Here is a 23,876-nt window from a genome sequence, read left to right as displayed (position 1 = left end):
GTTTTCTCCTGTTAAGCGGTACCCAGCGCGCGCAGCGTGGGGGCAATATGTTCAGCAATTAACGCTACCGAACGCAGCGTATCGGCGTGCGGCGGATCGATAGAGTGCACCTGGAAGGTGATGTCGGTGGCGCGCGTCAGCGTACTGTCGGCCAGCAGCGAAGCCAGCACCGCGTCGGCATCGCCGATATGCGCATCGAGCTGGCGCGCGTGGCTCTCCAGCGTGCTGCCGGTGATGTCGTGGCCCGCCTTGCGAAACTGCTCCGCCTGGCGCTGCAGACCGGGCGCGGCAAGGCGGCGCGCGTAGTCGTTCGAGTCGGCAACAAACGCGGTGCGTGAAGCCAGGATGCGGGGCGCCACGCCCGACGGCAGCGCCGCGAGATAAGCATCGATCATCGGGTTTTGCAACTGCTGCAGCGACAGGTCCGGCTGGCCCGCCGGCCGCGGCTGGGTACGCGATAACATCAGCCCGTGACCGGCCTGGCCGGCACGCGTCGCGCCTGCAACGGAAAAGGTGGCGATCCACACGCGCTGCGCCAGCGTGGGAGCCGGCGGATAGAGATGATTGTCCGGATGGGCCAGCGTGTCGCCGCGCCACGCGCTGAGCAGCGTATGCAACTGGTCGGCAAACACGCCGGCGCGCTGTTCGCTGGTCAGGCCAAACGGCAAAAATGAGGTTGGCGTGCCGCCGGAGCCGAGCCCCACCTCCAGTCGTCCGTCGCTCAGCAGGTCCAGCACCGCCGCGTCTTCGGCCACGCGCAGGGCATTTTCCAGCGGCAGGGTGATGATGCCGGTGCCGAGGCGGATACGACGGGTGTGCGCGGCCACGTGAGCAAGAAACACCAGCGGTGAGGGCAGCCCGCCTTCCTTTTCATGAAAGTGATGCTGCGCGATCCAGGCACTGTCAAATCCGCAGCGTTCAGCGTGCTGAATTTGTTCCGTCGCCAGCCGGTAGCGCTGTTGCGCCGTGGTGTCGTCGAGCAGGCGGGTAAAAAAACCGATGCGTTTGCGCGTCATGCAGACTCCTTAATCAGCGGACGGAAAACCGGAATGGCGTCAATTAACGCGCGGGTGTAGGGATGCTGCGGCGCATTAAACAGTGTGACGGTGTCACCTTGTTCAACCACTTCGCCGGCGCGCAGCACGGTAACGCTGTGTGCCAGTCGTCGTACGGTGGCCAAATCGTGGGTGATAAACAGATAGGTGAGGCCCAGCTTGCGCTGTAACTGTTGCAGCAATTGCAGAATCTGCGCCTGCACCGTGACGTCCAGCGCTGACGTTGCCTCATCCAGCACCAGAATCGCCGGTTGCGGGATCAACGCCCGTGCGATGGCGACGCGCTGACGCTGGCCGCCGGACAGCTCGCGCGGCCTGCGCGTCAGCAGATCCAGCGGCAGTGCCACCCGCTGCGCCACCTCGTGCACCCGCTGCTGGCGTGCGGCGGCGCTGAGCGAGCCAAAGTTGCGCAGCGGTTCTTCAATGATGTTAAACAGCGTCTGGCGCGGATCGAGCGAGGCGAACGGATTCTGGTAAACAAACTGGATTTTGCGCCGTAGCTGGCGCAGCGCTTCGCCGCGGAGGCTGCTGGCATCAATGCCGTCGATCACCACTTTGCCGCGATCGGCGCGTTCAAAGCCAAGCAGAATGCGCGCCAGCGTGGTTTTGCCGGAGCCGGATTCACCCACCAGCGCGTGCGTCGTGCCGCGTGGCACCGTCAGGCTGACCGCTTTCGCCACCGTCAGCGTCTGCTGCCTGCCGAGCGCAAACTGTTTATCGATGGCGTTGAGCTCAATCGCCGGTGTGGAAAAACGGGCTGCGGACGGATAAGGCAGAGCGGCAGCATCGGGCACCGCGTCCTGTAACAGCTGGCGGGTATAAGGATGCTGTGGCGCGCTGACCAGCGTCGCTGCGCTTCCCTGTTCCTGGATCTCGCCGTGACGAAACACCAGCAGACGGTCAGCGCGTTCCGCGGCCAGCGCCAGGTCGTGGGTGACAAACAGCACGGCGGTGGCGAACTCACGGCGTAGCTGGTCGAGCAGATCGAGAATGCGCTTTTGCACCGTGACATCGAGCGCGCTGGTTGGCTCATCGGCGATGATCAACTGTGGTTGCAGGGCGAGCGCGATGGCAATCAGCACGCGCTGCTTCATCCCGCCAGAGAGCTGATGCGGATATTGATGCAGGCGCTGCTCCGGATGGCTCAGCCCAACTTTTTGCAGCAGTTCCAGTACGCGCTGCTGGCGCGCGGTCCGGCTAAGCTTCTGATGCAGCTGCAGGATCTCGCCAACCTGATCGCCAATGGTCTTCACCGGATTAAGCGAATTACCGGGATCCTGCGGCACCAGGCTGATATGCACGCCGCGCACGCTGTCCATGCGCCGGGATGACCAGCCAGCGATATCGGTGCCGTTCAGCAAAATTTTACCGCTATCGCGCCGGGCATTGTCCGCCAGCAGACCGATAATCGCCTGGGCCGTGGTGGTTTTGCCTGAGCCGGATTCACCGACCAGCGCCACCATTTCGCCCGGCTGCAGGGAAAAGCTCACGTTATGCACCACTTCACGCCACACGCCGCGCTGGCGATAGCTGAGGCTGAGGTTTTCCACGCTTAATAGCGCTGTCATGCGTCACCTCCTGCCAGCTGACGGCTGACGCGATTCGCCGCCAGCACCACGGCGACCACCACCACGCCGGGAAAGGTAGTCAGCCACCACGCGGTAGCCAGATAGTTGCGGCCTTCGGCGATCAGCAAACCCCATTCGGGGGTCGGTGGCGGCGTGCCATAGCCGAGAAAGCTGAGGGTTGAGAGCGCCAGAATGGCCTGACCAAACTGCAGTGCGGCGAAGGCAATCACCGCGGTCAGCGAGTTCGGGACAATGTGGCGCCACAGTACCTGCCAGAAACGGCCGCCACTGCCGAAAGCCGCTTCCACATATTCACTGCGGCGTACCCGCACCACTTCGCCGCGCGCCAGCCGGGCAAAACTGGCAATCGAAGCGATGCCCACCGCCAGCGCAGCGTGCACGGTGCCAAAACCCAGCAGGATCAGCAGGCTTAATGACAGCAGCAGCGCCGGGATTGAAAGCAGCACATCCACCAGTCGCATCAGCGCCTGTTCAGTGCGGCCGCCCACGGCCCCGGCCAGGACGCCCAGCGCGGTTCCGCCAGTGAGCCCCATCGCCACCGCCGCGACCGCCGCAGAGAGCGACTGCGAGGCACCATAAACGATGCGCGCCAGCAGGTCGCGTCCGAGTTGATCGGTACCGAGCCAGTGCGCACTGTGCGGCGCTAAGCGCTGCGCGCCGGCAATGCCTTCGGTCGGGCTATAGTGGGTAAACAGTTGTGGTGCCACGGCCGCCACAAACGCCAGCGCCAGCACCGTCCATGCCAGCCACAAGCCGGGCTGCAGGCGGCGGGCACGATCGCGCCGCAAGGCCGGCTGTCCCTGACGCGCGGTAGAGTAATCGACCAGACTCATGAATTTCCTCCGGCTACGGTTTGCAGACGTGGGTCGAACAGCGGCATCAGCAGATCGACCAGCAGGTTGATCAGCACAAACGCCAGGGCGGAGATCATTACTACCGCCTGTAACACCGCCATATCCTGATTGTTGACCGCCTGCTGGGTCAGCTGGCCGATGCCGCTTAAGCCGAACACGGTTTCAGTAATCAGCGCGCCCGCGATCAGTTCCCCCAGCAGCAAACCGGCCACATTGAGCACCGGTAGCAGCGCGTTACGCATGATATGGCGCCACAGCACGTGTTGTGCGCTGGCACCTTTGGCGCGGGCCACGGCGACAAACGGCTGAGTAGCAACCTGATCGATGCTGCGCAGCAGAATCTGGGCCAGCGGGGCGGAGATGGGCACGGCGACGGTCAGCACCGGCAGAATCAGCCCCTGCAGGGGCGATGGGTTGATCACCGGGATCCAGCGCAGTTGAAAGGAGAACAGCTGAATCAGCGCGATGCCAAGCCAGAACGTCGGCAGCGAAATAAACAGTGCCGGCAGCGACTGCAATAGCGTACGCAGCAGGCGCAGCGCAGGCAGTCGCGCCAGCGCCGCCAGTGCGAAGGCCACCACGCAGGCAACGGCAAATCCGGCCAGCGCCAGCTGCAGCGTGGCGGGCAGATTGCTGCGCAGCAGATCGCTGACCGGCACACCTGCCTGCACCGAGTAGCCAAAGTCACCGCGCAGCATCGCCAGCAGCGTATGCAGATACTGCTGCCAGATCGGGCTATCGGCACCGTAGGCCTGCCGCATCTCTGCAATTTGCTGCGGGCTGAGACCCAGATCCGGATTCTGGAACTTGATCAGCACCGCATCGCCCGGCAGCACCTGCAGCAGCAGAAACGACAGGGTAAACGCCGCCCATAACACCAGCAGGCTTTGTCCCGCTCTATGCAGCAGTGCGTGTCGCATCATCATCCTCTCAATGTTTTTCCAGCCATGCGCCGTAGAACGACGGTCGGCCTACGGCTTCAAAGCTCACGCCCTTCAGCCACGGCGCGCCGGCAAACACCTGCGGCTCTTCAAAGATCGGGATCACATAAGCCTGATCCAGCAGATAACGCTGGGCGTCTCCGGTGAGCGCCAGACGTTTCGCCGGATCGACTTCGGCCGAGATCGCCACCAAAAGCTTGTTGAGTTGGTCGTCACGGAAATGCCGGACTTTGTCGCTGGAGCCGCCTTTTTGCAGCAGCGCATCGCGGTTGGCGGGATAAAACATGCTCTTCACCACGTCCGGGTCGGCGCGGCCCACTTCCGAGACCGTGAGCGGGGTTTTTAGCGGATCGAGGTTGTCCAGCGTGCGGCTGCCGGCGTCACCGGCTTTCACCGTGAGCTGGACGCCAACCTGACGCCACTGCTGGGCCACCAGCTGCAGCACTTCTTTGTTCTGCGGCTGCGGCAGCGATTCATACACGGTCAGGGCCAGCTTTTGCCCCGCTTTGGCGCGGATGCCGTCGCTGCCGGGCTGCCAGCCAGCCTCATCAAGCAGTTGCCTGGCGCGGGCGGGATCATATTTCAGTTTGTCCGCGAGGTTGACATACCCGGCGGCCGAGGCGGCGAGTACCGAGGTGGCCTGCGGATAGTTAGGTGAAAACAGGGTTTGCACCACCTGCTGCGCGTTGGTCGCGTGCAACAGCGCCTGACGTACGCGCAGATCGCTGACCAGCGGGTTATCCGGGCGGAAGCTGATGCTGTCGTTGACGCCACGCGTCGGCGCAGCGTAAACCGGGAACGCCTGCTGCTGTGCCTGTTTTTCGTCATACGCCTGCACCTGGCGAATAAAATCGGCCTGACCGGCCAGCAGTGCGCCGATGCGCACGCTATCTTCCGGTGTGACGATAAATTTGATGCCAGCCAGATTCGCCGGTCCCTGCTGGGTGCTGTTTTTCGGTCCCCACTGGTAATCTTTGCGCGCGGTTAAATCCACTTCCCGCCCGAGCTTTTCATCGCTGACCACAAACGGCCCGGAGCCAATAATATGGCGCGCATCGCCGAGCTGATCGAAACTACGTTGCAGCGTGCTGAGCGAAACCAGCCCGGAGCCAATGGTGGCCGTGCCCTGTAAAAATCCAGGTGAGGGCTGTTTGAAATAAAACTTCACCGTCTGCGGATCAATCACTTCGCTGCGTTCGTAATTATTAATCACTTCAGACACCGGCAGGCGCTGGGCTTTATTACCGAGTCCGTAAGTATCAAAGTTTTTCGCCACGGCATTCGCATCCAGCGGCGTGCCATCGGAAAAAGTGACGCCAGGGCGAATTTTAAAGGTGTATTCCGTTTTATCCGCGTTGCTGCTCCAGCTTTCGGCAATCCACGGTTCCACCTGTAGCGTTTTTGGATTTTGCCACGTCAGTTTGTCGGTGATCTGATTGAGAATGCCGCCGTTGGGATAAAAACCCCCGGCCGGCGGATAAAGATTGGTATGTGCCTGCTGTTCCAGATAAATCAGCGTGCCGCCTTTGACCGGCGTCTCCGCCGCGTGGGCGCTAAATATCCCTGTCAGCAGGGCTAAGCTCAGCGCCCGCAAGTGAAAATGCGTCTTCATGATGATTTCCTTTGTTATCAAGTGCCCGGTGGGCTGAAATCATCATCAAATGTGCAACCCGTGAGTTGAACCAATGAATTGCACTAAGCTTTTGCGAAAATAACAAAAGCGGAGAATTAATTGTATGCCGCAATTACCGGGTTGTTTTCCTGGCCCGATAAAATTGTTTTTTCTCAACCTGAAAACCTGCGCTGATGTTATTGCTTCTGCGGATCATTACCTCCGCGCGTAATGTTAACCCGACAGAAAGCGAAATCCGCTTTACGAAAAATCAGGCTTTCATCCACCAGTATTATGACTATTTCTCATTTCCTGAATCGCTTTGCCGATTTAGTTGTTTTACGAAATATAAATCTCCCCGCCACACTAAGCGCCATATTCATCGCAACCCTATTCATCGAAATAAGGAACAGGCGCATGTCATACCGACTGAGTTTGCTCGACAAATCACCGATTGCAGCAGGTGAGAGCGCCACGCAGGCCCTGCATCGCACACTGCAGCTGGCTCAGCGCGCGGAAGCCTGGGGTTATCACCGCTTCTGGCTGGCGGAACACCACAACAGCGACCAGCTGGCGAGTCCTTCGCCGGAATTGTTGATTGCCTGGATCATCGGCCAGACCCGGCATATCCGCGTGGGTTCCGGCGGCGTGATGTTGCAGCACTACAGCCCTTATAAAGTGGCGGAAAACTTCAACCTGCTGGCTGCGCTGGCACCTGGACGTATCGACCTGGGCGTGGGTAAAGCGCCCGGCGGACTGCCGCTTTCTACCCGCGCGCTGCAACTGGGGGTGCGCCAGCAGGAGAAAGGCAGCTTTGCCGAACAGCTGGCGCTGCTGGATAGCTGGCTCAGTGTGCCGCCGGTGGGGGATGAGGAGATCCTGCGCGCCACGCCGCAGCCGCCGCGTCCGGCCAATCGCTTTCTGCTCGGAGCCAGCGAAGCGAGCGCCCGACTGGCGGCAGAGCTCGGCTGGCAGCTGGTGTTCGCCGCACACCACAACGGCGATCCGCAACTGATGGCGCAGGTGCTGAACAGCTATCGCCAGCACAGTCAGGGTCAGCGTGCGCTGGTGGCGGTACAGGTGGTGGTGGCGGATTCGCCGGCAGAAGCCGACCTGCTGGTCGACACACTGCGTATTTATCACGTCAGCGTGACGGGCGGACAGAGCGTTAACGTCGGCAGCATTGAACAGGCTGAGCGCTATGTGCGTCAGGGCGGCTTCAGTGACTACGTGATTGAGCCACGCACGCCGTCGCTGCTGAAAGGGACCGCGGCACAGGTGCACGCGCAGCTTGATGCGCTGCACCAGCGCTACGGCATTGAAGAGTTTGTTATTGATACGCCGGTGGCGGAGGAGCAGGCGCGGGTGAAATCCCTCGAACTGCTGGCGACGCATCGTCTGGTTAGCGCCTGACCGGGAGGTCCTGTGACGATAGTAAACGAACAGCAGCTGATTGACTGGCGGCGCGAGCTGCACAGCTGGCCGGAACTCTCCGGTCATGAAGTGGAAACCAGCGCGCGGCTGCGCCGCTGGCTGCAGCAGGCTGACGTGCGCCTGCTGGATTATCCGCTGCACACCGGCGTGGTGGCGGAAGTGGGTCAGGGCGCGCCCCTGATCGCCCTGCGTGCCGATATCGATGCATTACCGATCCATGAAGCCACCGGGCTGCCTTTTCGTTCACGGCAAGCCGGCGTCATGCACGCCTGCGGTCACGATGTGCACAGTGCAGTGATACTGGGTGCCACGCTGCAGCTGAAAGCACGGGAAGATCAGCTACCGGGGCGGGTGCGCATCCTGTTCCAGCCGGCGGAAGAGATTGCCCAGGGTGCGCGCCAGTTCATCGACGCGGGTGTGCTGGATCAGGTACAGGCGATTTTTGGCATGCACAACGAACCGGGTTTGCCCACGGGCACCTTTGCCACGCGCAGCGGTGCGTTTTATGCCAACGCCGATAAATTTGTGGTGCGCGTGCACAGCACCCGCGCGGACGTGAACAGCATCCTGGTCGCCAGCCAGATTATTCAGGCGCTGCAATCCCTCACCAGCCGCAGCTTTAATACGCTGGACAGTCTGGTGCTGAGCGTCACGCGGATTGATGCACACAGGCACGACGGTCAGCAGACGGCTGAAGCGGAATTTGGCGGCACGGTGCGCACGCACGATAAACAGGTGCGCGCGCAGCTGGAGCAGCGTGCACGCGAGGTGGTGGTCAATATCGCCGCCGCCAGCGGTGCCACGGCCACCTTTAGCTGGCATCCGGGGCCGCCGGTGCTGGAGAACGACGCCCACTGGGCACAGTTTGCCAGTCAGGTTGCGCAGCAGGTGGGTTATCAGGTGCAACAGGCTGAGCTGCACCTTGGCGGCGAAGATTTCGCTTATTACCTGCAGCAGCTCCCTGGCGCGTTTGTCAGCATTGGCAGCGCCAGTGAATTTGGCCTGCATCACGGTGGCTTCAACCCCGATGAAGCGCTGATCGCCCCGGCGGCACACTACTTCAGTCAGCTGGCGCAACAGGCATTGCAGCAGCTAAACGCGCGATGTCGCGACGCCATCCTTAACTGATTTCCTTCCATTTCTGGCAGCGCTGTACGGCGATAAGGCTATCGCCGGCAGGCTGCGCCATGAGCAAAGAGAGACGATTATGACTGCAAGACAACTGCGCCTCGGCACCATTCTGCACGGCGCATCCGGCAACATGTCCGCCTGGCGTCATCCGGCGGCGCAGGCGGATGCCAGCATCAGTTTTGATTACGCCCGCCGTATCGCCCGTAAAGCCGAGGCTGGCAAACTGGATTTCCTGTTTGTCGCCGATGGCCTGTTCATTAATGAGAAATCGATCCCGCACTTTCTTAACCGCTTCGAACCGCTGACGCTGCTGTCGGCGCTGGCCGGCGTCACCGAGCATCTCGGTCTGGTCGGTACGGTGTCCACTTCCTACAGTGAGCCGTTCACCGTCGCCCGCCAGTTCGCCAGTCTCGATCATCTCAGCGGCGGGCGCGCGGGCTGGAATGTGGTGACATCGCCGCTGGAGGGCTCGGCAAAAAACTTTTCGCGTCAGCAGCATCCCGAGCATGCGCTGCGCTACCGCATCGCCGACGAATACCTGCAGGTGGTGAAAGGGTTGTGGGATTCCTGGGAAGAGGGCGCGTTTGTGCGCAACAAAGCCAGCGGTCAGTTCTATGCGCCTGACAAACTGCACACGCTGAATCATCACGGTGATTTTTTCCAGGTACAGGGGCCGCTGAACATTGAGCGCACGCCGCAGGGCCGGCCGATTATCTTTCAGGCGGGCGCCTCGGAAGATGGCCGCAAGCTGGCGGCGCGTCATGCTGACGCCATCTTCACCCATCAGCCAACGCGCGAAGAGGCGCAGGCGTTCTACCGGGATGTGAAGCAGCAGCTGGTGGCGAACGGGCGTGAACCGGGCGATCTGCACATTTTCCAGGGCGTCAGTGTGATCGTGGGGGAGGATGACGCAGACGTCGAGCGCCAGTACCAGACCACCGCGGCGCTGGTCTCGATTGAGGATGCACTCAACTATCTCGGTCGCTTCTTTGACCATCACGACTTCTCGCAGTATCCGCTCGACCAGCCGTTCCCGGACATTGGCGATATTGGCCAGAACAGCTTCCGTAGCACCACCGACGAAATCAAACGCAAAGCGCGTGAACACGGCCATACGCTGCGCCAGGCGGCGCTGGAAGCCGCGACGCCGCGTCCGCTGTTTCACGGCACGCCACAGCAGGTGGCGGATGGTCTGCAGCTGTGGTTCGAAACCGAAGCCACTGACGGTTTCATTATTCAGGGCGGCACGCCGGACACCTTCGAGCGTTTTGTTGATCAGGTGATACCGGTTCTCCAGGCGCGCGGCCTGACGCGTCGCGAATACCCGGGCAGCACGCTGCGCGCCAGCTTTGGTCTGAAACAACCGCTCAACCAGTTCACACCACAATAACGATGAGAAAACACGCTATGCAGAAAAAATCCCTGATTGTGCTGCTGTTACTCAGCCTGAGCAGTGCGGCTCTGGCCGAGGACGTGGCCGTCAATGGTCAGCAGGTGAGCCTTGCCGCCAATAAAACGCCCATCAACACGCCAGAGAATCCTGCCGCCGTGGCGCAAATTCCGGCGGGCCACAAATTTGCCGTGCCGGGATCGTTCACCGTGGCGGTGGCGGCACTCAACTCGCCGCCGCTCACGGTATTCAGCGACGACAATAAAACGCTGCTGGGCAGTGAGGTGGATATCGCGCGTCTGGTGGCCGACAGCCTCGGGCTGAAGCTCAACATCGTGCCTACCTCGTGGGAGGACTGGCCGCTGGGCGTGGCATCGGGCAAATATGACGCGGCGATCACCAACGTGACGGTGACCAAAGATCGTAAACAGCGTTTTGATTTTGCCACCTACCGTAAAGATTCGCTGGGCTTCTATGTGAAAACCAGCAGCCCGATTACCTCGCTGAGCAAGGCAGAAGATATCGCCGGCCTGCGCATCATCGTCGGCTCCGGCACCAATCAGGAGGCTATCCTGCTGGCCTGGGATAAAGAGAATCAGGCTAAGGGACTGAAGCCTTTTACACCGATTTATACCAAAGATGACGCTGCGCAGACGCTGGCGTTACAGGCCGGGCGCGCCGACGCTTACTTCGGCCCTAACGTGATTGGCGCATGGAAAGCGGCGCTGACCAAAAAGACCCGGCTGGTGGGTAGCGTGGACGGCGGCTGGCCGAAGGCGGCGCACATCGCGGTGACGGTGAAGAAAGACAACGGGCTGGTGCAGCCAATTAACACCGCACTCAATGGCGTGATCAAAAACGGTGACTACGACAAGGTGCTGAACCGCTGGGGTGAAGGCGTGGAGCGTCTGGATCGTTCCGAGATCAATCCGCCCGGACTGGGCGATTAAGGAGGCGGCATGAGCCAGCAATTTTTCCGCGAAGTGTCACCGGAAGCGCCGGAGCTGCAGCCGATTCTTGACGGTCTGTTTGGTGAATATGCAGCACGCTACGGCGATTTCTTCAGGAAGCACAATGAAGTTGAGCTGACCGAGTGGTATCTGCCGCCGCGCGGGCTGTTCATCGTGCTGGAGCGCGACGGTGAGATCATCGCCATGGGCGCCTACAAACCGTGGGATGCTACCACCGCCGAACTGAAGCGCATCTGGACGCGGCGTGACCTGCGCCGTCAGGGACTGGCACTGCTGATCCTGCAGGAGCTGGAGCGCCGGGCGCTGCGCGCAGGCTATCAGCGCGTGTTTCTCACCACCGGTTTCCGTCAGCCGGAAGCGGTACAGCTGTATATCGGCCACGGTTATCAGCCGCAGTTTGAGCTGCGCGAAGATATGGAGATTTACGGCCAGCCGCCGCACGATGGCCGGCTGCGTTTTCTCAAAGTGATTGATGTGCACAACGTGGCGCAGGCCAGCTAAGGAGAGCCACCATGAGTAAGCAACAACCTTTGACCGTGGTGCCGGCACGCTATCCGGCGCGTACCGTCGGTGCCATCATCGCGCTGTTTATCCTTGCGGCGGTGATCGATTCCGTGGCCTTTAATCCGCGCTGGGAGTGGAGCGTGTTTGCCCGCTGGTTTTTCGATCCGGTGATCCTTAATGGCCTGGGGCAAACGCTGCTGCTGACGCTGTGCGGCACGCTGCTGAGCCTGATATTCGGCGGCCTGCTGGCCCTGGCGCGGCTCTCGTCATCGTGGCTGCTGAGCACGCTGGCGTTTGGCTATATCTGGCTGTTTCGCTCGCTGCCGCTGATTGTGGTGCTGATCATTCTGTATAACTTCTCGTACCTGTACGACACGCTGTCGTTCGGTATTCCGTTCACCGCCCTGTCGTGGGGGCACTTCCAGACCATCAACGTGCTCGGCCAGTTCCCGGCGGCGGTGATTGGCCTGACGCTGGTGCAGAGCGCGTATAGCGCGGAGATTATTCGCGGCGGGTTTCTCGGTGTCGATCACGGTCAGTTTGAAGCCGCTTCGGCGCTGGGATTATCGTCGTCGCGTCGCACGTTTCGCATCATTCTGCCGCAGGCACTGCGCGCGATTATTCCCACCACCTTTAATGAGATCATCAGCCTCGCCAAGGGCACCTCAATGGTGTATGTGCTGGCGATGCCCGAGCTGTTTTACACCATCCAGATGATCTACAACCGCACCCAGCAGGTGATCCCGCTGCTAATGGTCGGGGCCGCCTGGTATCTGATCATCACCACCGTACTGTCGCTGCTGCAGCACAGCGTCGAGCGCTGGCTGGCACGCAGCGTCACGCGTGAACCGCAACCTTCGCGCTGGCGCCAGTGGCGCAACCGCAGCGTGAACCCTGCCGTCAACGAGGAGCTGTCCCATGTCCGAAGCCATTGATTACCGCTATCTGCATACCACCGGCGCCATCAGTATTACCGGCGTCAGCAAGACGTTTGGCCGGCATAAAGCGCTGGATGAGGTGTCGCTTGAGCTGGCTCCCGGTTCGGTGACGGTGATCCTCGGACCGTCCGGTTCTGGCAAATCGACGCTGCTGCGCACCATCAACCATCTGGAGCGCGTGGATGAAGGCTTTATTCAGATCGATGGCGATTACATCGGCTACCAGCGGCGCGGCGATAAGTTGTATGAGCTGAAAGAGAAGGCGATTTTGCGGCAGCGCATCAACGTCGGCTATGTGTTCCAGAACTTCAATCTGTTTCCGCACCTGACGGTGCTGGAAAATCTGATTGAAGCGCCGATTGCCCATCGTCAGCTGTCGCGCCGGGCAGCGATCGATCGCGCCGGTGAACTGCTGGATGTGGTCGGCCTGCGGCACAAAGCCGATGCCTGGCCGCGGCATCTCTCTGGCGGTCAGCAGCAGCGCATTGCGATTGCGCGTGCGCTGATGCTCAACCCGCGCGTGATGCTGTTTGATGAGCCGACTTCGGCGCTTGACCCGGAACTGGTTGGCGAAGTGCTGGATGTGATTAAAAAACTGGCGCGCTCCGGCACCACGCTGGTGATTGTCACGCACGAGATCGGCTTTGCGCGTGAAGTGGCGGATAACGTGGTGTTTATGGTTGACGGGCGCGTGGTTGAGCAGGGCAGCAGCCAGCAGGTGCTGAATCAGCCGCGTCATGAGCGCACCAAACGTTTCCTCGCCAGGGTGCTGTAATGAAGCAAGTGATCATAGTCGCGCTGGCGGGTGCGGTGCTGGCGGCACCCGCGACAGGCGCGCAACAGCTGGACGCCAGTCATAACGAAACGCCGATCACCATGGCGGCCAATCCGCAGGCGATCGCGAAGATCCCCGCCGGATTTCATTTTGTTCACCCCGGCTATTTAACCGTCGCCACCTCAGCCAATAATTCACCGCCGATTGGCCTCTGGGCGTCCGATAATAAAACGCTGATCGGCAGCGACCCGGACATTGCGCGCCTGCTGGCCGACAGCCTCGGTCTGAAACTCAGGCTGGTGCCGGCGGCGTGGGAGGACTGGCCGCTGGGCATCACGGCAGGGCGCTATGATGTGGCGATGTTTAATATCGCGGTGACCGAGGAGCGCAAGCAGAAGTTTGATTTCGCCACCTATCGCGCGGATAACCACGCCTTCGCGGTGAAAGCGGACAGTAAAATCAGCGCAATTCGTCGCCGGGAAGACGTGGCCGGCAAACGGATTATCGTGGGCTCCGGCACCAATCAGGAGCGAATCTTACTGAGCTGGGATGAGAAGAATCGGGCGCAGGGCCTGGCCCCGGTGCAACCGATTTATCTCAACGATGATGCCTCCGCCACGCTGGCGCTGCTCTCTGGCCGGGCCGATGCGTCATTCGGCCCGCAGGCCATGGCGGCGTGGAAAGTGGCTTCGCGCGGGCAAACCAAAATTGTCGGGCACGGACCGTTTCGCGCCTGGGTGGCGGTCACCACGAAGAAGGGCAATGGCCTGGACGTGGCGCTGCAGCAGGCGATCAACGGCGCTATCGCTGGCGGCCAGTACCACCAGGTGCTGGCAAGATGGGGTGAAGAGGGCGAAGCAGTAGAGATTTCGCAGGTTAATCCGCCCGGGATTGTTTATCAGGAGAATTAGGGCGGGGTGGTCAGGCGTGCGGTGTGGTCACCATAAATGGCGACCCTGCAGCTCGCACGGGCTTTCGTAGGGTGCGCATTGATGCGCACTGGCTTAAAAAATGAAGGCTCGCCCGGTTTATCCTGCTTTTTTTATCCACTGCAAAGCTTCGGCGGCGGGCAGCGGGCGGGCAAAATGGTAGCCCTGGAATAAATGGCAGCCCTTATTGCGCAGGTGCTCGAAATACTCCTCGCTCTCAATGCCTTCCGCCAGCACGTTCAGCCCCATCGCGCGCGACAGCTCAATGGTCTTTTGCACCACAATTGCCGCCGATTCGTTTTCAAAAATGTGCATGATCAGGGATTTATCAATCTTAATATCATCAATAGCGAAATCACTCAGCGACTTAAGCGAAGAGTAGCCGACGCCGAAATCGTCGATCGCCCATTTGATCCCTAACTGGCTGAAGTGGTTAATGACATCCCCAATGCGCTGCTGATCGTAAATAAAAGTGGTCTCGGTAATTTCAAACTTCAGCCGCTCGGGACGGATTTTGTAATGCGACAGCGTCAGCAGCGTGTCATGGGTGAAGTCGCGGTGCATCAACTGCAGCGGGCTGATATTGATGGAAAACACCAGCGGGGGCAGCCGCAGCACGCGATCCCACTCAACGATTTGCTGCAGCATGCGCTCCAGCACCCACTTGCCGATATCGATAATCAGCCCGCTTTTTTCGGCTACCGGAATAAACACTTCCGGCGAGATAAAGCCTTTCTCCGGGTGCTTCCAGCGCAGCAGCGCTTCAAAACCGATGAGATTTTTGTCGCCATCGACCTGCGGCTGGTAATAGAGCTCCAGCTGCTGGCGCTCAATGGCGGACGCGAGCTCGCGCTTGATAAGATCGGTGGCGGAATAATTGCCGCCATAGGTGAACACGGTCGACAGCAATGCCGTCACCGGCACTGCACAATTGAAAACGGTAAAAACGGCTTCCTGCGGAATATTCAGATGGAAACGATTATTTTCCCAGATCAGACCGGTGGAGACAAAAAACAGATAACACAGCAGGCACAGCAGCGGAAATATTTTACTCAGATAAAAGGATTGCTGGCGCAACACCAGTGCCGAACCGATGATCAAGGCCACCAGATAGTTATATTCTGAACGCTTGCCGGCAGTGTGATGATTATCCACCAGCAGCAGCACGATGATGGTGAATAATAACGCATGGGTAATGATCGCCAGATGCCGCTCCAGCCGGTCGCTAAAGGCGCCGATGATGATGTAGCCCCCCAGCGCTATACTGGCGATATACAGACAGCCAATATCATGATGACCGCGACTGAAATTCAGTGTTGCCATAAAGATACCGGCCACGATACTGGCGACGCCGGCAATCAGCAGCGTCAGGCGGAGCTTTTTTTCCGGGCTATCACCCTGCAGAATGAAGGGCAGATTACGGATGCGCGACCAGGCTGAACTCAACAATGGGTTCATAAACGGTTCCGGGTTTTATTGTCATGACGCGTGAAGGTGTAAACGCCACATAATATATTTAAGCGAGACGACTGTCATAATTGTTTTCAGATTATTTGCGCGTTATGCGCGGATTTTTATATTTGACATAAGCGGCGTCAAATAGCGCTATTAACGCATTCAGGCGCAATATTTAACGCCGCCAGCGATAAGCGATGCGCTATACCGGCGAAGGCGCGCGCAGCGCGACCCGATTGTTCCTCGCCAGTGACGTCGCCGCAGAGTAGAATGACCACGCGGCGCGGCGACAGCGTGCCGGACAATAACAGCCGGAACCGCAGCCGGATATGCGTCACCAGGTTGGACTAACCCACTTTCAACATACTGATTGCAATGAAAATTCGTTTCTTATCTGCTAATGAACTCAAGCTGGCCGAGGTGCGTACCATCCTTGAGCCGGTGGGTGTCGAAGTGGTGCCCATTGCGCGCCGTATTGAAGAGATTCAGACCGAAAATGAGGTGGAGCTGGTTCGTGACAAACTGACTAAAGCCTTTTCAATCATTGGCCGCCCGCTGTTTGTCGAGCATACCGGTCTGTATCTGGATGGGCTCAATGGCCTGCCCGCCGGTCTGACGCGCATCTTCTGGAGCCGGCTGAACGCGGAACGCTTTACCAAACTGGTGAACGGCCTGGACAGCCCGGGCGTGACCGCCAAAACCGTCCTCGGCTACTGTGACGGGCGCAAAATGTACCAGTTTGAAGGCCAGCTGCGCGGCACCATTGCCCGGGAGCCGGCGGGGCCACGCGAATTTCAGTGGGACTGCGTCTTTATCCCGGAAGGGCACACCCAGACGTTCGCTGAAATGGGCGAACTGAAAAACGAAATCTCGATGCGCCGCCTGGCGCTGGATCGCTTTGCCACCTTTCTGAAAACTTCGCGGGGGCTGGCATGAAACCGGAACTCAAACGCGCTTACGATGCCGGCAAACTGATTCTGTTCGCCGGTGCGGGCATCTCACGCAATCTCGGACTGCCGGAGTGGCACGAGCTGATTGCGCATCTGGCTAATGAGCTGGGCTACGATCCGAAGATCTTCAATACCTACGGCACCCATTTGTCGCTGGCGGAGTATTACAAACAGCGCAAAGGCTCGCTTGGCCCGCTGCGCAGCTGGATGGATCGCGAGTGGCACCGTCCGGACATCGACGTGCGCAGCTCTGAAATTCACACCATGATCACCCAGGGCAATTTCTCACGCATCTATACCACCAATTACGACCGCTGGCTGGAGATGGCGCATGAAGCGCACAACGTGCCGTACAGTAAGGTCGCTAACGCCGCCGATCTGGTGTCGCTGACTGAAGATAAGCGCCATATTATTAAACTTCATGGCGATTTTGACGATGATACCTCCATCGTGCTGGATGAGAGCAGCTACTTCGAGCGGCTCTATTTTGACTCGCCGCTGGATATCAAACTGACCCATGATGTTATGGGTAACTCCGTGCTGTTTGTCGGCTACAGCATCAGCGATTTCAATATCCGCCTGCTGTTTTATCGCCTGACCAAGATGTGGGGCCGCACCGGGCTGGCGACCGCACGGCCTAAATCCTACCTGTTCACCAACCGTAATAATCCGGTGGCGAAAGAGGTACTGGGGCAGTGGGGCATTGAAATGATCGTGTCTGAAGAGGACGATCCGCGCAAAGCGCTGGCAACCTTCCTCGAAGAGCTGCTGGCTTAAACGGCAAGCAGAAAATCGTTGGCTAAAAAAGCTGAATGAAATATACTGTATATAAACACAGTAAATGAGGTGCATCATGGCAGTCGAAACCAAATATGTTGTGGTCAGAAAGGGTGAAGAGAAGATGACGTTTGCCAATAAAAAAGACGCAGATGCATGGGACAAAATGCTCGATATGGCCGACGCGTTCACCGACTGGCTGCAGCAACATCAGCCAGCGATGGATGAGGCCCAGGCCGAAGCACTGGGTATGCTGCTGGCCGAACAGAAAGACGCGGTGCAACACATTCTGCGCACCAGCAAACTGCCGGACGCGGTGAAAGACAGCGGCGAAACCGCTGCTGACGACAGCGATACGGCTGCGCCGGAAAAAGAGAAGAAGGTGCGAGCGGTCAAAGCCGCCTGAGGAACAGCGCGTTCGCTTTGTACTGCTGCTGAATCCGGGCCAGCCTCTGTGCTGGCCTGGGAACCGTGCTAAGGATCAGTGCAAAGGATCAGTGCGTGAAAAGAGAGAAGGTGCCTGAGTAGTAACTGACCATCCACGCCACATACACCAGCCAGACCACCATTAACCCTGCCAGACTCAATTTACCTGCCATGTTGCATTCCTCTTTTTATGCGGCGCGTTGCGCCCGTACGCAATAACCTGACAGCACAACGAAGTGGCGATCTTGCGCCAGATCAAATTCCCTCTTTTTTACTGCATCGTCTTAGCGTTTTTAATGGCGAGTCAACGCCACAACAACAGTTGATGGTTTTCTGATCGGACCTGCCAGGCCATCAAGTTCCCGGATTGTGCGCCGATAGAGTGATTACAGGGATGCAGGTGCACAGGGCGTGATTCTTTTTCAGTAATAAAGTGTCAACACCAGGAGCGCCGACATGGCCACAACCGTATCTAATAAGAAAAAAATGAGCACCCGCACACAAATGCTGCTGACGGGCGCCTTAACCATCACCCTCGGCTTCGCCGTGACTATCGGCGTGCTCAGCTGGCAGTCCAGCAATGAGCAAAAATCGCTGGCGGAAAGTTACTTACAGCAGATTGCGCAGAGTCAGGCGCTGCAAATCCAGCAGGAGCTGAGTTACGCACGCGATGTCGCACACAACCTTGGCCACAGTCTGATTGCCCTGCCGGCTGCCGGCGTGCAGGACCGCAAAGTGGCCGATAAGCTGCTGGTCTCTGCACTGCGTGATAATCCGGACTATCTCTCTATTTCGGTCATCTTCGAAGAAAACGCGTTTGACGGACGCGATGCTGAGTTTGCCTCTCAGGCTGGCGCGGCACCTAAAGGACGTTACGCCTATTTCGTCGATCGCGACCAGGGCGGCAATTTTGCCCTGCATCCGCTGACCTCAATCTTTACGCCAGGCCAGGGCGATTACTATCTGCTGCCGCAGAAAAGCCAGAAAGATACGCTGATCGAACCTTATAGCTATGCCTATAACGGTGTGCCAACACTGCTGACCTCGGTGGCCGCGCCAATTATCAGCCAGGGCAAACTGTGGGGCGTGGTGACGTCCGATATCTCACTGGCGTCACTGCAGGAAAAAGTGAACAGCATCAAACCGTGGGAAGGCAGCGGTTACGCCATGCTGCTCTCGAGCGCGGGTAATGTGGTGTCTTATCCGGACAAGAGCCAGACCAGCAAAGCCTGGAAGGGCGACACACATAATTTCAGCAGCACGGTCACCGAACAGCATGACGCTATTCTGGGCGAGGATGCGCTGGTGGCCTGGCGGCCGGTGGTGATCGGTAACAGCGATCAGAAATGGTATCTCGGCGTGGTGGCCCCGGTGAGCAAGGTGATGGAAGCGGCGCACCGTCAGCTGATTAACGCGGTGATTTTAATGGTGATCAGTATCCTGGTGGTGTGCGCACTGCTTGGGCTGGTATTTAGTCGCAAAGTGCTGAAGCCGATTGGCGGTGAGCCACTGACCGCAGCCACCATTGCGCTGGCGGTGGCCGATGGCAAACTGGATAACGCTATCCCGCTGAAAGCGCGCGACAGCAGCAGTCTGTTCTTCGCCTTGCACACCATGCAAAACCAGCTGCGCGAGATTGTCGGGCAGATTCAGGATGCCAGCGCGTCGGTGCGCCAGGGCGCGGGTGAAATCGCCAGCGGCAACCTCAACCTCGCGTCACGTACCGAAGAGCAGGCGGCCGCGCTGGAACAAACTGCCGCCAGCATGGAGCAGATTACCGCGACGGTGAAACACAACGCTGCTAACGCGCATCAGGCGACGACGCTGACCGATAACGCCACGCACATCGCCAGCCGCGGTGAGTCACTGGTGGGCCAGGTAGTGCAGACCATGGCGCAAATCGACGACAGCGCGAAGAAAATCGGCGACATCACCGCCATTATCAACAGCATCGCCTTCCAGACCAACATTCTGGCGCTCAACGCCGCGGTTGAAGCGGCGCGCGCCGGGGAACAGGGACGCGGTTTTGCCGTGGTGGCGTCGGAAGTGCGTAATCTGGCACAGCGCAGCGCCAATGCGGTGAAGGATATCGCTGCGCTGATTGAAGAGTCCGGCCAGCGCGTCGGCAGCGGTGTGCAGCTGGTGCAGGATGCCGGTAAAACCATGCAGGAGATGACGCAGGCGGTGAACTCGGTGCGCACCATTATCGGCGAGATTGTTACTGCGTCAGACGAGCAGGCGCGCGGCATCAGCCAGGTAACGATCGCGGTGAACGAGATGGATGGCACCACCCAGCAGAACGCCGCGCTGGTCCAGCAGATGTCAGCCGCCGCCAGTTCGCTGGAAGACCAGGCGGCACAGCTGGCGCATACCGTGGGACGTTTTCACCTCAGCTGAGGTCGGTGACCAATCGCCGGCACGCTGCGTAAATCAGGACGGTCGCCACATCAGGTGACCGCCTTATTCCTTTCATCCGTTTCGCCGTGACGGCATCATGCGCAGCAACGTATTGTCTTTAATCAGATAATGATGCACCAGCGCGGCCGCCGCGTGCAGACCAATCAGCCAGTAGCCGTATGGCGCGAGGGTTTCGTGCCAGTCGCTCAGCATATCGGCAAAGTCGGGATCCGGGCTGGCGCTGACTGGCATCGGAATCGCAAAAATCCACCAGTTACGGCCCATGTAGAAGCGCGAAAGAATGCCGAGAATCGGCAGCACGATAAAGAACAGATAGATCGCCAGATGCATCAGATGCGCCAGTCCGGTTTGCCAGTGTGGCGGCTGGGGTTCAATTTTCGGGCTGCGATGGCGAAAACGCAGCACAATGCGTGACAGCATCAGCAACAGCACACAACTGCCGGCGCTGAAATGTCCGACGATCATCGTGTAGCCTTGCCAGGATCCGCGCGTGAATAAGCCGCGAAACTCCATGGTGCAGTAAGCGGTGGCCACCAGTACCAGCGTCAGCCAGTGAATAAAGATTTGCGCAGGGGCATATTTGTTACGCATAGCCAGTCCGAAAATAAGCGGTGTGGGATGCTTAACATAGCGAAAAACGCGCTGAATTAATTCATTTTTTGCCACATCCCGTTCGGCTTACTGTTCGGCTGCCTGCAACAGCTGACGCAGCAGGGCGGCAAGCTGCTGCTGCTGCCGATCGTCCAGCGTGGCCAGCAGCGCGTTCTGCGTTTGCGTATGCACCTGCAGCGCCTGATCAATCTTCGCCAGCCCGGCCGGCGTCAGCATCACCAGCGTGCTGCGCTTATCATCGGCATCGGCAACACGCGCAATCAAGCCCTCTTCTTCCAGCCGGTTAAGCCGGTTGGTCATGGCACCGGAGGTGACCAGCAGCGATTTGTAGAGCTGCGTGGGCGACAGGCGGTAAGGTGCGCCGGCACGCCGCAGCGTCGCCAGCACATCAAATTCGCCGTCGCGAAAACCAAAGGACGCCAGCGCCTCAGCGCGCTTTTTCGCCAGAAGCTTCATCAGGCGCAGCATGCGGCCAAAAATCGCCATGGAAGAAGCGTCCAGCTCCGGCATGGCGCTGGCCCATTGCGCAACGACAAAATCTACGTGGTCAGTCATGTTAACTCTCATCAGTTCACGGCGGGCAATGTGTCGCTTTGTGCGCACCCGCTATCGTTCTTCCGCAAACTATCTTAACGTTAAGATAATTTGGTGTATGGAGATAGAATGTGAATCGTACCTTACCTGCTATTGGCATGTTTGCTTTACTGGTTTTTGTGGTGGCGCTGAATTTGCGTCCGGTGATGGCGGCCATCGGACCGCTGTTCCTGCAACTGCAGCACGATGCAGGTCTCAGCGCCACGCAGCTGAGCCTGCTGACGACGCTGCCGGTCATTATGATGGGGCTGGCGGCGCTGGCCGGACCGCTGCTGCTGCGCAGGCTGGGTGAAGCGCGCGGCATTACCGCTGGCCTGATAGTACTGGTGTTCGCGGGTGGCGCGCGTGGCGTCGATCACAGCGCCGCCATGCTAACCGCCAGCGCGCTGCTGGCCGGCTGCGGCATCGGGCTGATCCAGGTGCTGATGCCCGCGCTCATTAAACGTCACTTCGCCTCGCGTGCCGGTACGCTAATGGCACTGTTCACCACCGGTATTATGGCCGGAGCCGCAGTGGCCGCAGCCAGCGCCGCACCGCTCGCCAGCCATGCCGGACTGACGATTGCCCTGATGCTGCCGTCGCTACCGGCGCTGATCGCATTGATACTGTGGCTGCGCCTGCAACCTGTGACCACAAGAGTAAACACGCCACCGGCTGGCGGCGTACACCGCACGCCGCGTGCCTGGCTGTTGATGCTGTTTTTTGGCATCGGCACCGGTGCTTACACGCTGGTGCTGGCGTGGCTACCGCCATTTTACATGCAACACGGCTGGCTGCCGGCGCAGAGTGGCTACGTGCTGGGCGCATTAACCCTGACCGAAGTCGCCGCCGGATTTATGCTCTCCGCACTGATTCATCGCTGCCGCGATCGCCGCTGGCCGCTACTGCTGGTGCTGGCTTCCATCCTGCTGGGGCTGATCGCACTGCTGTGGCTGGGCGGCGAACACGCCTGGTTGCCGACGCTGCTGCTGGGATTGGGGATCGGTGCGCTGTTTCCGCTATCGCTGATTGTCACGCTTGACCATGCCCGTACGCCGGAAGAAGCCACTGCGCTGCTGTCTTTCGTGCAGGGCGGCGGCTATATGCTGGCCGCACTGATGCCGCTGATGGCCGGCATCGTGCGCGACCGCGCGGCATCGCTCGACAGCGCGTGGCAAATCATGGCGGCGGGCGTGCTGCTACTGATGCTGATGGCGCTGCGACTCAAACCCCAGCGATAACGGCAGGAAACCATTGTCAGATGGAATACGCTGTTTTATAAACCGTGCAGAGTGAGAGGATCGATAAATCAGGAGCAATGATGTCCCCGCAGGTCGGTGTTGGCGTATTAATTTTCCGCGATGGCAAGCTGTTGCTCGGCCAGCGTAAAGGCAGCCACGGTGCCGGTGACTGGTCGGCGCCGGGCGGCCATCTGGAGTTTGGTGAATCACCGGAAGCCTGTGCACGGCGGGAAGTGCTGGAGGAGACCGGTTTACAACTGCACAGCGTACACAACGGCGCCTTCGTCAGCGATGTGTTTCCGGCGGTCAACCGGCACTATATTACGCTGCTGATGGTAGCGCCGGACGCCAGCGGTGAGCCGCAACTGCGGGAACAGGATAAGTGCGCAGGCTGGCACTGGTTCGCGCCTGAGGCGCTGCCTGAACCGTTGTTTGCGCCGCTGCAAAGCTGGCTGGCGCGCGACGGTCTGGCGGCACTGCAGGCGCTGACCCAGCGTAAAGATCGCTAACCGTATTGCTTCATCGAAGCTTCGGCATCTTCTCCGGCCGGGATGCGCATCGGTGCGGCGGGATCGGTCGCGGCACGCCACACGGCAGCGGCAACGTCCTGTGCTTTAGTGGTTGGCTGAGGCTGTTGCATGCCGGCGATGATGCCATCAAACATCGGCTGGTAAGGCTCAAGCAAGGTGTTTTCCATGCGCGGCCGGGCGTTTTTGCCAAAGTCGGTGGTGGGTGCCAGCCCGGGCAATACCAGTCTCACCTGAACATTAAAGGGTTGCAGTTCCAGCGCCAGCGACTCGGTAAAGGCGTTGACGGCCGCTTTGCTGCCGGTATAAACCGCCAGCAGCGGCAGGGATTTCAGCGTCACCGTCGAGGTCACATTGATCACCATGCCACTGTTTTTCGCACGGAACTGCGGGATGACCGCCTGCGTCATGGCGATGGTGCCCAGCGTGTTGGTTTCGAACACTTCCCGCACCGAGGACATCGGCGCGCCTTCCAGCGAGGTTAATAATCCGATGCCGGCATTGTTGACCAGCACATCAATCTCTCCTGCTTCAGCCAGCGTTTGCCTGATGCTGGCGGCATCGGTGACATCCAGTGGCAGCAGGCGCAGATGGGCGGATTCGGGAAACAGTTCGGCGCGCGGGGTGCGCATGGTGGCGATGACTTTCCAGCCGCGCTCCAGAAACCAGAGCGCGGTAGCATGACCAAAACCAGAAGAGCAGCCGGTGATTAAAATGGTTTTCATGGTTCACTCCTGCATTGCGTTGGGTAAGAGCTCACTATAGAGTGCCACT

The 23,876-nt window shown here is 59.4% G+C and carries 23 protein-coding genes; 14 read left to right on the top strand and 9 right to left on the bottom strand.

Annotated features, from left to right (window positions below):
• Nucleotides 1-11: 11 nt before the first annotated feature.
• From F3J41_RS06990 to F3J41_RS06970, 5 genes are read right to left on the bottom strand one after another with little or no spacing between them, the layout of a single operon-like run.
• The gene (locus tag F3J41_RS06990) at nucleotides 12-1,016 is read right to left on the bottom strand and encodes a putative FMN-dependent luciferase-like monooxygenase (protein ID WP_059012114.1); all 1,005 of its coding nucleotides are present in this window, start codon (nucleotides 1,014-1,016) and stop codon (nucleotides 12-14) included.
• On the bottom strand, nucleotides 1,013-2,623 hold the full coding sequence (locus F3J41_RS06985; protein WP_166710403.1) for an ABC transporter ATP-binding protein: 1,611 nt from the start codon (nucleotides 2,621-2,623) through the stop codon (nucleotides 1,013-1,015). The genes F3J41_RS06990 and F3J41_RS06985 overlap by 4 nt, the downstream gene beginning before the upstream one ends.
• Nucleotides 2,620-3,477, bottom strand: coding sequence for an ABC transporter permease (locus F3J41_RS06980; RefSeq protein ID WP_058770236.1), 858 nt, complete (start codon nucleotides 3,475-3,477; stop codon nucleotides 2,620-2,622). Before F3J41_RS06980 ends, F3J41_RS06985 begins: the two co-directional genes overlap by 4 nt.
• The gene (locus tag F3J41_RS06975; protein WP_199188986.1) at nucleotides 3,474-4,418 is read right to left on the bottom strand and encodes an ABC transporter permease; all 945 of its coding nucleotides are present in this window, start codon (nucleotides 4,416-4,418) and stop codon (nucleotides 3,474-3,476) included. Before F3J41_RS06975 ends, F3J41_RS06980 begins: the two co-directional genes overlap by 4 nt.
• A 10-nt stretch (nucleotides 4,419-4,428) precedes the next feature.
• Nucleotides 4,429-6,051, bottom strand: a complete 1,623-nt coding sequence (locus tag F3J41_RS06970; RefSeq protein ID WP_104093335.1) for a TIGR04028 family ABC transporter substrate-binding protein — start codon at nucleotides 6,049-6,051, stop codon at nucleotides 4,429-4,431.
• A gap of 417 nt (nucleotides 6,052-6,468) precedes the next feature.
• On the opposite strand from F3J41_RS06970, the gene F3J41_RS06965 reads away from it, so the two are divergent.
• The 8 genes from F3J41_RS06965 to F3J41_RS06930 all read left to right on the top strand — a co-directional run bounded on the left by F3J41_RS06965 (nucleotide 6,469) and on the right by F3J41_RS06930 (nucleotide 14,105).
• Nucleotides 6,469-7,464 (top strand): MsnO8 family LLM class oxidoreductase, encoded by a 996-nt coding sequence (locus F3J41_RS06965; RefSeq protein WP_058781525.1) that lies wholly within the window; start codon nucleotides 6,469-6,471, stop codon nucleotides 7,462-7,464.
• Nucleotides 7,465-7,482: 18 nt separating this feature from the next.
• Nucleotides 7,483-8,613, top strand: coding sequence for an amidohydrolase (locus tag F3J41_RS06960; RefSeq protein WP_371815453.1), 1,131 nt, complete (start codon nucleotides 7,483-7,485; stop codon nucleotides 8,611-8,613).
• A 79-nt stretch (nucleotides 8,614-8,692) separates the two neighbouring features.
• A complete protein-coding gene (locus tag F3J41_RS06955) occupies nucleotides 8,693-10,006 on the top strand; it encodes an LLM class flavin-dependent oxidoreductase (RefSeq protein WP_058770232.1) in 1,314 nt (437 codons plus the stop codon).
• 17 nt (nucleotides 10,007-10,023) lie between these two features.
• Nucleotides 10,024-10,956: an ABC transporter substrate-binding protein gene (locus F3J41_RS06950; protein ID WP_166710399.1), complete on the top strand. Its 933-nt coding sequence runs from the start codon at nucleotides 10,024-10,026 to the stop codon at nucleotides 10,954-10,956.
• A 9-nt stretch (nucleotides 10,957-10,965) separates the two neighbouring features.
• The gene (locus F3J41_RS06945; protein ID WP_021509059.1) at nucleotides 10,966-11,478 is read left to right on the top strand and encodes a GNAT family N-acetyltransferase; all 513 of its coding nucleotides are present in this window, start codon (nucleotides 10,966-10,968) and stop codon (nucleotides 11,476-11,478) included.
• Between the two features lie 11 nt (nucleotides 11,479-11,489).
• Complete coding sequence (locus F3J41_RS06940) at nucleotides 11,490-12,416, top strand: amino acid ABC transporter permease (protein WP_021509060.1); 927 nt, start codon at nucleotides 11,490-11,492, stop codon at nucleotides 12,414-12,416.
• Nucleotides 12,400-13,194, top strand: coding sequence for an amino acid ABC transporter ATP-binding protein (locus F3J41_RS06935; RefSeq protein WP_021509061.1), 795 nt, complete (start codon nucleotides 12,400-12,402; stop codon nucleotides 13,192-13,194). Before F3J41_RS06940 ends, F3J41_RS06935 begins: the two co-directional genes overlap by 17 nt.
• The gene (locus F3J41_RS06930; protein ID WP_166710397.1) at nucleotides 13,194-14,105 is read left to right on the top strand and encodes an ABC transporter substrate-binding protein; all 912 of its coding nucleotides are present in this window, start codon (nucleotides 13,194-13,196) and stop codon (nucleotides 14,103-14,105) included. Before F3J41_RS06935 ends, F3J41_RS06930 begins: the two co-directional genes overlap by 1 nt.
• A gap of 117 nt (nucleotides 14,106-14,222) precedes the next feature.
• Here F3J41_RS06930 and F3J41_RS06925 read toward each other — a convergent pair whose 3' ends face one another.
• Nucleotides 14,223-15,581 (bottom strand): bifunctional diguanylate cyclase/phosphodiesterase, encoded by a 1,359-nt coding sequence (locus F3J41_RS06925; protein WP_166710395.1) that lies wholly within the window; start codon nucleotides 15,579-15,581, stop codon nucleotides 14,223-14,225.
• Nucleotides 15,582-15,953: 372 nt separating this feature from the next.
• On the opposite strand from F3J41_RS06925, the gene F3J41_RS06920 reads away from it, so the two are divergent.
• From F3J41_RS06920 to F3J41_RS06905, 4 genes are all read left to right on the top strand, one after another.
• Nucleotides 15,954-16,514 (top strand): non-canonical purine NTP pyrophosphatase, encoded by a 561-nt coding sequence (locus F3J41_RS06920; RefSeq protein ID WP_010618047.1) that lies wholly within the window; start codon nucleotides 15,954-15,956, stop codon nucleotides 16,512-16,514.
• Complete coding sequence (locus tag F3J41_RS06915; RefSeq protein WP_010618046.1) at nucleotides 16,511-17,305, top strand: SIR2 family protein; 795 nt, start codon at nucleotides 16,511-16,513, stop codon at nucleotides 17,303-17,305. The genes F3J41_RS06920 and F3J41_RS06915 overlap by 4 nt, the downstream gene beginning before the upstream one ends.
• 76 nt (nucleotides 17,306-17,381) lie before the next feature.
• Complete coding sequence (locus F3J41_RS06910) at nucleotides 17,382-17,711, top strand: YebG family protein (protein WP_058775925.1); 330 nt, start codon at nucleotides 17,382-17,384, stop codon at nucleotides 17,709-17,711.
• 476 nt (nucleotides 17,712-18,187) lie between these two features.
• On the top strand, nucleotides 18,188-20,128 hold the full coding sequence (locus F3J41_RS06905; RefSeq protein ID WP_021509066.1) for a methyl-accepting chemotaxis protein: 1,941 nt from the start codon (nucleotides 18,188-18,190) through the stop codon (nucleotides 20,126-20,128).
• 72 nt (nucleotides 20,129-20,200) lie between these two features.
• On the opposite strand, the gene cybB is transcribed toward F3J41_RS06905, so the two are convergent.
• Both cybB and F3J41_RS06895 read right to left on the bottom strand, forming a co-directional pair.
• Nucleotides 20,201-20,740: a cytochrome b561 gene (gene cybB / locus F3J41_RS06900; protein WP_031280003.1), complete on the bottom strand. Its 540-nt coding sequence runs from the start codon at nucleotides 20,738-20,740 to the stop codon at nucleotides 20,201-20,203.
• Nucleotides 20,741-20,827: 87 nt separating this feature from the next.
• Nucleotides 20,828-21,316, bottom strand: coding sequence for a MarR family winged helix-turn-helix transcriptional regulator (locus F3J41_RS06895; protein ID WP_166710393.1), 489 nt, complete (start codon nucleotides 21,314-21,316; stop codon nucleotides 20,828-20,830).
• A 110-nt stretch (nucleotides 21,317-21,426) separates the two neighbouring features.
• Here F3J41_RS06895 and F3J41_RS06890 point away from each other — a divergent pair, with 110 nt between their 5' ends.
• Both F3J41_RS06890 and F3J41_RS06885 read left to right on the top strand, forming a co-directional pair.
• Nucleotides 21,427-22,575 carry an MFS transporter gene (locus tag F3J41_RS06890; RefSeq protein WP_349844602.1) on the top strand — a complete coding sequence of 383 codons (1,149 nt, stop codon included), beginning with the start codon at nucleotides 21,427-21,429 and terminating at the stop codon, nucleotides 22,573-22,575.
• A gap of 80 nt (nucleotides 22,576-22,655) precedes the next feature.
• A complete protein-coding gene (locus F3J41_RS06885; protein ID WP_211075126.1) occupies nucleotides 22,656-23,084 on the top strand; it encodes an NUDIX hydrolase in 429 nt (142 codons plus the stop codon).
• Here the strand turns inward: F3J41_RS06885 and F3J41_RS06880 are convergent.
• Nucleotides 23,081-23,827: an SDR family oxidoreductase gene (locus F3J41_RS06880; RefSeq protein ID WP_021509071.1), complete on the bottom strand. Its 747-nt coding sequence runs from the start codon at nucleotides 23,825-23,827 to the stop codon at nucleotides 23,081-23,083. The genes F3J41_RS06885 and F3J41_RS06880 overlap by 4 nt on opposite strands.
• Nucleotides 23,828-23,876 lie beyond the last annotated feature (49 nt).

The organism is Pantoea sp. Ap-870 (assembly GCF_011752515.1).
Taxonomy (GTDB): Bacteria; Pseudomonadota; Gammaproteobacteria; order Enterobacterales; family Enterobacteriaceae; genus Pantoea; species Pantoea dispersa.
This window is presented reverse-complemented; position numbering and strand designations above follow the sequence as displayed.

Coding starts and splice junctions, on each gene's coding strand:
- F3J41_RS06990 (WP_059012114.1), bottom strand. CDS start 1,016: ATGACGCGCAAACGCATCGGTTTTTTTACCCGCCTGCTCGACGACACC.
- F3J41_RS06985 (WP_166710403.1), bottom strand. CDS start 2,623: ATGACAGCGCTATTAAGCGTGGAAAACCTCAGCCTCAGCTATCGCCAG.
- F3J41_RS06980 (WP_058770236.1), bottom strand. CDS start 3,477: ATGAGTCTGGTCGATTACTCTACCGCGCGTCAGGGACAGCCGGCCTTG.
- F3J41_RS06975 (WP_199188986.1), bottom strand. CDS start 4,418: ATGCGACACGCACTGCTGCATAGAGCGGGACAAAGCCTGCTGGTGTTA.
- F3J41_RS06970 (WP_104093335.1), bottom strand. CDS start 6,051: ATGAAGACGCATTTTCACTTGCGGGCGCTGAGCTTAGCCCTGCTGACA.
- F3J41_RS06965 (WP_058781525.1), top strand. CDS start 6,469: ATGTCATACCGACTGAGTTTGCTCGACAAATCACCGATTGCAGCAGGT.
- F3J41_RS06955 (WP_058770232.1), top strand. CDS start 8,693: ATGACTGCAAGACAACTGCGCCTCGGCACCATTCTGCACGGCGCATCC.
- F3J41_RS06950 (WP_166710399.1), top strand. CDS start 10,024: ATGCAGAAAAAATCCCTGATTGTGCTGCTGTTACTCAGCCTGAGCAGT.
- F3J41_RS06945 (WP_021509059.1), top strand. CDS start 10,966: ATGAGCCAGCAATTTTTCCGCGAAGTGTCACCGGAAGCGCCGGAGCTG.
- F3J41_RS06940 (WP_021509060.1), top strand. CDS start 11,490: ATGAGTAAGCAACAACCTTTGACCGTGGTGCCGGCACGCTATCCGGCG.
- F3J41_RS06935 (WP_021509061.1), top strand. CDS start 12,400: ATGTCCGAAGCCATTGATTACCGCTATCTGCATACCACCGGCGCCATC.
- F3J41_RS06930 (WP_166710397.1), top strand. CDS start 13,194: ATGAAGCAAGTGATCATAGTCGCGCTGGCGGGTGCGGTGCTGGCGGCA.
- F3J41_RS06925 (WP_166710395.1), bottom strand. CDS start 15,581: ATGAACCCATTGTTGAGTTCAGCCTGGTCGCGCATCCGTAATCTGCCC.
- F3J41_RS06920 (WP_010618047.1), top strand. CDS start 15,954: ATGAAAATTCGTTTCTTATCTGCTAATGAACTCAAGCTGGCCGAGGTG.
- F3J41_RS06915 (WP_010618046.1), top strand. CDS start 16,511: ATGAAACCGGAACTCAAACGCGCTTACGATGCCGGCAAACTGATTCTG.
- F3J41_RS06910 (WP_058775925.1), top strand. CDS start 17,382: ATGGCAGTCGAAACCAAATATGTTGTGGTCAGAAAGGGTGAAGAGAAG.
- F3J41_RS06905 (WP_021509066.1), top strand. CDS start 18,188: ATGGCCACAACCGTATCTAATAAGAAAAAAATGAGCACCCGCACACAA.
- cybB (WP_031280003.1), bottom strand. CDS start 20,740: ATGCGTAACAAATATGCCCCTGCGCAAATCTTTATTCACTGGCTGACG.
- F3J41_RS06895 (WP_166710393.1), bottom strand. CDS start 21,316: ATGACTGACCACGTAGATTTTGTCGTTGCGCAATGGGCCAGCGCCATG.
- F3J41_RS06885 (WP_211075126.1), top strand. CDS start 22,656: ATGTCCCCGCAGGTCGGTGTTGGCGTATTAATTTTCCGCGATGGCAAG.
- F3J41_RS06880 (WP_021509071.1), bottom strand. CDS start 23,827: ATGAAAACCATTTTAATCACCGGCTGCTCTTCTGGTTTTGGTCATGCT.